This is a genomic window from Kitasatospora sp. NPDC058190, assembly GCF_042883685.1.
In the GTDB taxonomy this organism is placed as follows: Bacteria; Actinomycetota; Actinomycetes; order Streptomycetales; family Streptomycetaceae; genus Kitasatospora.
Map to the genome: position 1 here is coordinate 1 of NZ_JBHVVI010000217.1, position 7836 is coordinate 7836.

Here is a 7836-nt window from a genome sequence, read left to right on the forward strand (position 1 = left end):
GCGGAGAGGGGCGTCTCGTGCTTCCAGGTGGATCAGGTCGTACGCTGCTTGCCCACGCGGGTCCTGCGTGGCTGAGGTGCCGACATGTGGACCACCCCATCGCCCTCGATCCCGTTCGACACTCGTCGGGCAGCGGCGGAGTCGACCGCGATCGACTCCGGTGCCCACTGGTAGCCGTCCCAACGGGAGAGCAGGCGGGGGAGGCACTGATGCGAGTAGGCGGCGGCCTCGAAGCCGCGTAGAGCCCGCTTCCGGCAGGCTGTCACCACTCGCGGTGGTGGCCGATCACCCGGAAGCTGCCCACGACGCCCTCGCAATCCCAGTCGCCACCCCACTCGTCCTCGTCGAGGCCACGGGCTCTCACGCCGTTGTTGGAGCTGTGGGGGCCCACGACGGCGACCGGACCGCCGTTGTCGCAGTTGAAGCCGCGGAAGACCTCGACGGTCCTCCAGCTCTCGTTGCGAATGTTGAAGCTTCTGGCGCCCAGGCCGCTGGCCGCGGTGATGCAGCCCTCGGTGCCGGCGGAGTACGTACGTTCGTTGATGAAGATCCTTCCCTCCTTGTGGTGGCCGCGTCCACCGCCTTCGCGACCGCCGCCTTCGCGACCGCCGCCTTCGCGACCGCCGCCTTCACGACCGCCGCCTTCGCGACCGCCGCCTTCACGACCCCCACCCTCGCGACCGCCGCCACCGCCGCCGTTGTCGCGACCGCCGCCACCGCCGCCGTTGTCGCGACCGCCGCCGCCACCGCCGCCGTTGTCGCGACCGCCGCCGCCACCGCCGCCGTTGTCACGTCCGCCGTTGTCGCGTCCGCCACCGCCGCCGTTGTCGTGCCCGCCGTTGTCGTGCCCGCCGCCCGCGTTCTTCTCTCCGCCTGCACTGCCGCCGCCAGCGGCGGCCGCGGCCGGGGCAGGGGCCGGGGCGGCTTGTTGGGCGGGCGGGGCCGCCGGCTGGCCAGGCTGGGCTGTCGGTTGTTGGACGGACGGGAGCACCGAGGTGGATCCGGAGGGTGAGGCGTAGGTGATGCCGGTGGCTGCAAGGACTGTCGCGCCTATTCCGGCAGCGGCCACAGTTAATGTACGCGTGAGCATGTCACTTCTCTCTGTCTCTCTCGCGGACGCCGGCCAGGCGACCGACCTGCGATGAACGTAATGAGAGCCCTTATGGCTGTCATTCCGGATATGTCAAAGGTGTGACGCCATGAGTCCAGCCAGGTGGAATTGCGCCCCGAATCGCATACCGATGAGAGAGCTGAGGCCTAGTGGGTCACGGCCCGGACGGGTGCTCTCCGTCGGCCGCCGGCCAGCGGGCGAACAGGACCTCGCGTTGGAGGTCCGCCCCGGTGGCGGCGGCCGCGCGCAGCCAGTCGCAAACCAGCTCGGCGGCCCTCCGGCCGATCGCCGGCTCGGGCAGGTCGAGCACGGCGGTGAAGCCGCCGGCGCGGACGTACTGGGCCAGGAACCCCGGCGGACGTCCCGCAGCTGCTGAACGGCGGTCTCGCGGTCCGCAGCCGGAGTCTCGCGCGCCCTCAGGCCCACCCAGTGGTCGACCAAAGATTTGGTCCCGTCGCAGCTTGCACCCTTGATCGCCAGCCTCGGAGAAACCGCCACCTCCCGCTTCTCGCCGGTCGCCGGACGCGTGGCTACAGTGGATCGCAGGGGATGCACGAGTGATGCGCGGGGGGATACCGGCATGTCATGGATCTTCGGAGACGAAAAGCGGCCGGAGAAACGCTTTCCGGGCGCGATCGACCTCGACGAGGTCAAACCCTGGATGCGGGAGGCCGGTTCGGTGTCCGGCTCGGCGTCAGCCGAGGATCCGCAGGGCGCCAAGGGGCGGGCGTGGGTGGAGAAGGTCCTCCGCTGGTGCGTGGCCGAGTTCGGGGAGCAGGCCGTGCGGCGCGAATTCGCCCTGCCGACCGCGGACTTCCTGCCGACCGGCCTGACCGGGCCCGGCCAGCGGGCCCGGATCCGGGAGTTCGTGGACCGCGTCGGCGCCGTGATGGGAGCGGACACCGGGGCCCTCGAAGTCCAGCTCTTCGAGGCCGAGGATCAGAACTCCGCAGGGCGGAGCGGCAAGCGCCGCACGGTCGGCCACTACCACCGGACCGAGGGTCGGGACGTCATCGAGCTCGACGTCGGACACGCCGACCGGCCGGCGGCACTCGCGGCGCTCATCGCCCACGAACTCGGCCATCTGCGTCTGATCGGCGAAGGACGCCTCAGAGCCTCGTGGCCCAGAGCCGACGAGGAGAAGCTGACCGACCTGGTGACCGTCTTCCTCGGCATGGGCGTCTTCACCGCCAACGCCGCGCACAGCTACGCCACGGCCCGGCGAGGCTTCTCCGTCCTGCCGATGGGAGACCTGACCAGCAGGACGCTCAACGGCGCGGCCGCCGACGACACCATCCACCACCTCGGCTACCTCACGCCCGACCAGTTCGGCCACGCCCTCGCCTGCTGCGCCCGCCTACGCGGCGAGCACAACCCGCTCTGGGCCCGCCACCTGGAACCGGGGGTGCACGCGGCCCTCAACCGCGGGCTGGCGGAGGCTGTCAGCGGACGGTGACCTGGATGCTCTTGGTGATGTCGCACCTCAATTCCGCACGGTTCGGTGCGTCGGTCGCGCAGTCCAGCTTGCTGCCGAACGCCCAGGTCAGCGTGGTGGTTCCGGGCGCCAGGGCGATGAAGGTCTTGTCGATCTCCGGGGCGCAGCCGGGCACGGGCGGGTTCGTCGAGCAGGAGGTGATGGCGACATCCGGACCATTCCGCAGCACGACGCCGTCGCCCGCCGAGGTGAGGTACCAGTACTTCGGCATCGCGCCCCCGGTCGTCCTGACGCCGAGCTTCTGCCCGACCGCCAGGGTCACCGTACTGGGCGGGTAGGGCGAGGTGGCGTCCCCGGCCTCCGAACCGGACGGGAGAACGACCTCCGACTCCGGCCGGGCCGGGGCGGGGGAACTGCTGGGCGTGGTGGCCGGGTCGGACCACCATCCGTCGAGGTAGGAGGCGAGCAGTACGCCGGCAGCCAGAAGTACCACCACGCTGGAGACGATTCGGCGCATCAGTTGCTCTCTTCCCGGACTCGGCGACGCATGGTGATGAGCAGTGCGACCTCGGCCAGCCAGCGGGCGAAGAGGACCTCGCGCTGGAGGTCCGCCCCGCCGGCCGCGGCCGCGCGCAGCCAGCCGCGGACCAGCTCCCCCGGCTCCCGGCCGATCACCGGCTCGGGCAGGTCGAGCGCGGCGGTGAAGCCGCCGGCGCGGACGTACTGGGCCAGGAAGCCCAGCGGGTGGGGGCCGATGTGCAGGGCCTCGGCCTGGTAGGAGGCGGCGATCGCGGCGTCACCGAAGAGGACGCGACGCGGGACGCCGTCGATCAGCAGGCCGCGGGTGATGGCGGCCTCGACGTCGTAGCCGGTCATCAGTTCGGCATCCGGGAGGACGTTGGTCATTTCGGCAGCTCCGCGCCGTAGGGTCGGTTGATGTTCGTGTCCTTGGTGAGGCCCCCGTCGTCCAGGTGATTGTGGATGAACTGGTCCTCCGTCACCCACACCGACTGGCCCCACGGGTTGTAGACCTGAAGCCGGTCGCCGTCCCGGGCCACGATCACCATCTGGTGATAGTGGCCGTCATTGCCGGCAGCCTTGCTGGCCTCGTCAAAGGCGCAGAACGGCACCGGATTGCCCTCGTCCAGGGCCTTCTCGATGCGGGTGACGGCCGCGCGCCGGTCGTCATCGGTGTCGAGGTTGACGTACTCGTAGGTCGAGCCGGTGGCCTTCCCGAGGTTCTGGTCGGCGAGGAAGGTGTTGCCCTTTGGGCCGATCCCGCCGCCGTTCTCCGGGTAGATCTTCTGGCCGCCGTCGGCCAGCTGGCCCTGCTGGTACTGACCGATGTAGAGCTGCTGGAGCCGCTGCTTGAAGTACTCGGGCGAGTCGGCTCCCGGAACGTCGGGCATGCCGCCGGTGGTGACCTGAAGCATCGTGACCGGGTCGAGCTTGAGACTCGCGAGCATCGTGGAGGCGGCGACGCAGTCACCGACGTTGCGCTGGCTGTAGACGTCGTAGTCGTCGACGACCTGGGCGCCCTTGTAGCTCAGTAGGAACGGGTGGGTGGTGGATTCCCCCCGCAAGGCCTCCGTAGTGAGGGCCGGGACCAGGTGCTCGGACAGCCAGGCCGGGTCGTCGCCGTGCGGGTGGATCATCGCCGCGAACTGCTGGACGTCGGCCACCGAGTGGCCGGCGGCCAGTGCCTTCCAGAGGTAGGCGGCCTCCTCCGGTGACTTGGCGCCGGACAGGAGGCTCTGGAAAGCGGCTTGGTCGGCGCCGTTCATCACGGACATGAACTCCTTGGCGCGGTCGAGCTGACCAGGCGTCAGGATGTAGTCGCCGTCGACGGCGCCGCCGGGGCCCTTCTCGTTCGCCAGAACCAGCGCTGCGAGCGGATCGATCGGGCCCTGTCCGGCGCGCTCGGTGCGGGCCTTGGAGGCGAGCTGGTTGATCACGCTCGCGGCGTGGGTGCCGCTGCTCTCCGCCCGCTGGGCGGCCGAGATCCGTGTCCCCACGGCGGTGTTGGCGGGCTCGAGGGCGGCGATGGCCTTGCCGGTGTCGAAGAGGTCGTGGGCGAGTGACTTCTGGACGTTCTGCAGCGCGATGATGCCCTGCGCGTCGGTGCTCTGGGCCCCTTCCAGGTTGTCCGCCCAGGTGTTCAGTGCGCTGGCGGCTTGCTCCAGGCTCTTCTGGGAGACGGCCAGCTCATTCGCCAGCGCCTTGACGGCCTGAGTGGCGTTCTCGGCAACCGAGCCGGTCCAGGCGCTCGGAAGCTTGTCGGTGGCGACCGTTCCGAGATCGGTGACCGCCTTGCCATAGGCCTTGGCGGTCTCCGTGTACGCCTTGGCCCGCTCACGTATCGTGCCCGGGTTGCCGGCCGGTCCGGCTACGGCCAGGGCCTTGTCGATGGCGCCGATGAGTTCGGCGCCGACGTAGAAGCTGGAGCCGGGCTGAGTGATGGCCTGCTGAGCCTTCTGGAGATCCGAGACCTTGCTCATCGGTCCCCGCCAGGAGTCATCGACTTGCTGAGCTTGGCCTCGACGGCACGGTAGTTGGCGGTGGTGGCCGACACCTTCTGTACCAGCTCTTCCACGGCCCGCTGGGTGACGTGCAGTTCCTGCGACCAGTTGCTGTCGAACCCGGACCACGCCTGGTCCATCCCGAACTCCCCGAAGTCCGTCGAGACGTAGGGCTTCTGTGCGGTGTAGGACTGGTTGGCCGACGCGAGGTCGGTCGCGACCTGTCCGAGGGCCCCCGCGACTCCGTCCAACACGTCCGGCTGGACGGTGTACCCGACCGGCTTGTCGCCCACCTGTTGGTCCTCCCCCATGAGGCTCATTGCTCGTCGTGATCATACGAGCACGGTCGACGAGCATAGACGCCGTCATGGGGGAGACGGTTGCGAGGTTCCGGCCGGGGTGGGCTCGGTGCTACCGGTCAGGGGGCGATGGCGGCTCGCGCGTACATCAAGTTGCCGGTGCCGTAAGTCAGGTGCGCCGTACCGTCCTTGCCGAAGGCCAGGGAAGGCCAGCCGCCGCCGGCGGCGACCGGTTGACTGGTCCAGGTTCCGTTGTCCGCGCGCCTGGCGAGCATGACCTGACCGCCGTCGAGGTAGGCGACGAACAGGATCTGGCGCGGGCTGCCCGCCGCCGAGGGGCGCCGGGGGCCGGCTGCGCCGTTGCCCTGGGCGACCACCTCAAGGGTCGGAGGCTCGCCCGTGCCCTCGTTGACCCAGGCGTGGACGGTGCCGGGCCGGACGTCGGCGTACGCGACGAGCTCTCTGGCGAACAGCCCCCGGGCCTTGGACACGCCCCCGGCGGAGGTGAAGTTCGGGTCGATCGCCTGGGTGGCGAAGGTCGGAGGGCTGGTGTCCGTCACATCGCTGGGTACTTCCCGTGCCAGCTTCAGCGGTTGCGGAATGGCGGGCGCGCCGTTGTCGATTCCCTGGAAGTAGGCGAGGGCGAGCCCGGCGCTGCTGTCGAAGGCCAGGGAGAGGCCGTTCCTGGTCGCGCTCGATCCGTCGACGCCGCTGATCTGCCACGATGTGCCGACCTTCCGCGCGACGGCCACGGAGTCGCCCTGGAAGGCGTCGCGGTAACCGACGGTGGGTGTGTCGGCGAACGGGGGGTCGTGCAGGTTCGGTTCGATCTGCATGGAGACGTCGGCCACGCCGCGCGCGAGCAGCCCGCCCTGGGTGGGGATCTCCTCGAACGACCACTCGCCGTTGGTCTTGGTGCCGAAGATCCCGTTGTCGGTGCTGCCGTCCCGGTAGGCGATGTGCGGAACGTTGCCGGAGTCGAACCCCAGGCTGACCCGGGTGTTGTCGGGGGTGCCGCGGCCGCCGGTGTTGTCGAGTGTCCATTGGCCGTTCTGTCGGCGCGCCACGATCACGGAGGCCTCGGTCGCGGGGCCGGAGAGGTAGGCGATGGCGGGATCTCCGTTGCCGTCCAGGGTGAGGAAGGACTGTCCGAGGACGATGCCGGAGCCGTCGACGGTCTCTAAGGTGAACTGGGTGGCTTGAGTAGTCATGACAAAGGCCCCCTTTTCGGCTGGAAGGGGTTGGGAGTCAACGCCTCGGAGGGCGCGTGGCCGTGGCCTGTGTCCCTCTTCAGGTTAGGACGCCGGTCGGGGGCCCGCAGACCGGTCACAGCCCGTCACGAGGAGCGGTTGCCATCCGTCACGGACGTCAGTCCAGCCAGCCGAGCTTCGCCGCCCGCACCCCCGCCTCGAATCGGCTGGAGGCACCGAGTTCCTGCATGACCTCGGAGAGCAGGCGGCTGAGGGTGCGCAGGGAGATGCCGAGGGAGCGGGCGATCTTCTCGTCCTTCATGCCCGCGGCGAGCATCCGGATCGCCGCCTGCTGCTGGTCGGTGAGCCGGTCGGCGCCGTGCTGGTAGTCCTCGGTGCGGCCGAGGACGGCGGAGGTGTGCCAGCAGTAGTCGTAGAGCGCGGTGTACGAGCGGACCAGCGCGGAGCCGCGGGCGAGGATGGCGCCGGCGTCGACGTCCTCCGGGTCGATCGGCAGCAGGGCGAGGCGGCGGTCGCTGAGGATCATGTTGAGCGGGACGACCGCCGCTAGCCGTACCTCCACGCCGAGTTCGATCTGCCGGTGGAAGTACTCGGCGAGTGCCGGGACGGAGAGGAAGCGCTGCTGGTAGATGGCGCGGACCCGGGCGCCGCCCTCGATCAGCCGGCGGTCGCGGTCGAGGCCGGCGGCGAGGAAGTCGCCGGTGGGCAGGGCGCCGGGGTGCATCGAGGCGATCTCGGTGTGGACCGTGTCGGAGATGCCCTCCAGGGTCTGCTGGATGCGGCTGCGGCCGGTCAGCACCTCGACCTCGACCTCGGAGGGCACGGCGCCGCCGCCGCGCAGGTAGCGTCTGGTGAGCTCCTCGACGGCGGCGAAGGTGAGTGCGGTGCGCTCCTGGCGCTCGCGCACCTCCTGGGTCTCACGGGCGAGGATGCGCAGCAGGGCGACCTCGGGGGCGACCGCGGTGGTGTGCGTCTCGGCCCGCGGCCCGGTGCCTGTGCCTGTGCCGGTGTCGGTGCCGGTGATCAGGCCGAGCGGGGGGCCGCGCCCCCCCCCCCCCCCCGCCCCGCCCCCGCCCCCCGGGCGTGCTGCTGCTCGCCGCCTTCGCCCTGGTCGAGGCCCGCAGCGACCACCCGATGCTGGACCTGCGGCTGTTCCGCGACCCCGGCTTCGTCGCCGCCACCGGCGGGGCGCTGTTCACCGGGCTCGCGGTGGTCGGGCTGATGAGCTGTCTGCCCAACGCCCTCCAGCGGGTGCTCGGGG

10 protein-coding genes are annotated in these 7836 nt (G+C 70.5%); 1 reads left to right on the forward strand and 9 read right to left on the reverse strand.

Annotated features, from left to right (window positions below):
* Window positions 1-32: 32 nt before the first annotated feature.
* The 3 genes from ACFVWU_RS43490 to ACFVWU_RS43500 form a co-directional block, all read right to left on the reverse strand.
* Window positions 33-335, reverse strand: coding sequence for a DUF6087 family protein (locus tag ACFVWU_RS43490; protein WP_387631963.1), 303 nt, complete (start codon window positions 333-335; stop codon window positions 33-35).
* The gene (locus ACFVWU_RS43495; RefSeq protein WP_387631983.1) at window positions 263-1090 is read right to left on the reverse strand and encodes a hypothetical protein; all 828 of its coding nucleotides are present in this window, start codon (window positions 1088-1090) and stop codon (window positions 263-265) included. Before ACFVWU_RS43495 ends, ACFVWU_RS43490 begins: the two co-directional genes overlap by 73 nt.
* Window positions 1091-1265: 175 nt before the next feature.
* Complete coding sequence (locus ACFVWU_RS43500) at window positions 1266-1421, reverse strand: hypothetical protein (protein ID WP_387631965.1); 156 nt, start codon at window positions 1419-1421, stop codon at window positions 1266-1268.
* Window positions 1422-1691: 270 nt separating this feature from the next.
* On the opposite strand from ACFVWU_RS43500, the gene ACFVWU_RS43505 reads away from it, so the two are divergent.
* The gene (locus ACFVWU_RS43505; RefSeq protein ID WP_387631967.1) at window positions 1692-2567 is read left to right on the forward strand and encodes a hypothetical protein; all 876 of its coding nucleotides are present in this window, start codon (window positions 1692-1694) and stop codon (window positions 2565-2567) included.
* On the opposite strand, the gene ACFVWU_RS43510 is transcribed toward ACFVWU_RS43505, so the two are convergent.
* The 6 genes from ACFVWU_RS43510 to ACFVWU_RS43535 all read right to left on the reverse strand — a co-directional run bounded on the left by ACFVWU_RS43510 (window position 2554) and on the right by ACFVWU_RS43535 (window position 7482).
* The gene (locus ACFVWU_RS43510) at window positions 2554-3063 is read right to left on the reverse strand and encodes a hypothetical protein (RefSeq protein WP_387631970.1); all 510 of its coding nucleotides are present in this window, start codon (window positions 3061-3063) and stop codon (window positions 2554-2556) included. The genes ACFVWU_RS43505 and ACFVWU_RS43510 overlap by 14 nt on opposite strands.
* Complete coding sequence (locus tag ACFVWU_RS43515) at window positions 3063-3452, reverse strand: hypothetical protein (RefSeq protein ID WP_387631971.1); 390 nt, start codon at window positions 3450-3452, stop codon at window positions 3063-3065. The genes ACFVWU_RS43510 and ACFVWU_RS43515 overlap by 1 nt, the downstream gene beginning before the upstream one ends.
* Window positions 3449-5044 (reverse strand): hypothetical protein, encoded by a 1596-nt coding sequence (locus tag ACFVWU_RS43520; RefSeq protein ID WP_387631973.1) that lies wholly within the window; start codon window positions 5042-5044, stop codon window positions 3449-3451. Before ACFVWU_RS43520 ends, ACFVWU_RS43515 begins: the two co-directional genes overlap by 4 nt.
* The gene (locus tag ACFVWU_RS43525; RefSeq protein WP_387631975.1) at window positions 5041-5385 is read right to left on the reverse strand and encodes a type VII secretion target; all 345 of its coding nucleotides are present in this window, start codon (window positions 5383-5385) and stop codon (window positions 5041-5043) included. The genes ACFVWU_RS43520 and ACFVWU_RS43525 overlap by 4 nt, the downstream gene beginning before the upstream one ends.
* A 98-nt stretch (window positions 5386-5483) precedes the next feature.
* Complete coding sequence (locus ACFVWU_RS43530; RefSeq protein ID WP_387631977.1) at window positions 5484-6575, reverse strand: hypothetical protein; 1092 nt, start codon at window positions 6573-6575, stop codon at window positions 5484-5486.
* A gap of 157 nt (window positions 6576-6732) precedes the next feature.
* Window positions 6733-7482: a LuxR C-terminal-related transcriptional regulator gene (locus ACFVWU_RS43535; RefSeq protein ID WP_387631980.1), complete on the reverse strand. Its 750-nt coding sequence runs from the start codon at window positions 7480-7482 to the stop codon at window positions 6733-6735.
* Window positions 7483-7836 lie beyond the last annotated feature (354 nt).

Excerpts from the sequence above, each read along its gene's own strand:
- ACFVWU_RS43495 (WP_387631983.1), bottom strand. The coding sequence starts at position 1,090 with ATGCTCACGCGTACATTAACTGTGGCCGCTGCCGGAATAGGCGCGACA.
- ACFVWU_RS43505 (WP_387631967.1), top strand. The coding sequence starts at position 1,692 with ATGTCATGGATCTTCGGAGACGAAAAGCGGCCGGAGAAACGCTTTCCG.
- ACFVWU_RS43510 (WP_387631970.1), bottom strand. The coding sequence starts at position 3,063 with ATGCGCCGAATCGTCTCCAGCGTGGTGGTACTTCTGGCTGCCGGCGTA.
- ACFVWU_RS43515 (WP_387631971.1), bottom strand. The coding sequence starts at position 3,452 with ATGACCAACGTCCTCCCGGATGCCGAACTGATGACCGGCTACGACGTC.
- ACFVWU_RS43520 (WP_387631973.1), bottom strand. The coding sequence starts at position 5,044 with ATGAGCAAGGTCTCGGATCTCCAGAAGGCTCAGCAGGCCATCACTCAG.
- ACFVWU_RS43525 (WP_387631975.1), bottom strand. The coding sequence starts at position 5,385 with ATGAGCCTCATGGGGGAGGACCAACAGGTGGGCGACAAGCCGGTCGGG.
- ACFVWU_RS43530 (WP_387631977.1), bottom strand. The coding sequence starts at position 6,575 with ATGACTACTCAAGCCACCCAGTTCACCTTAGAGACCGTCGACGGCTCC.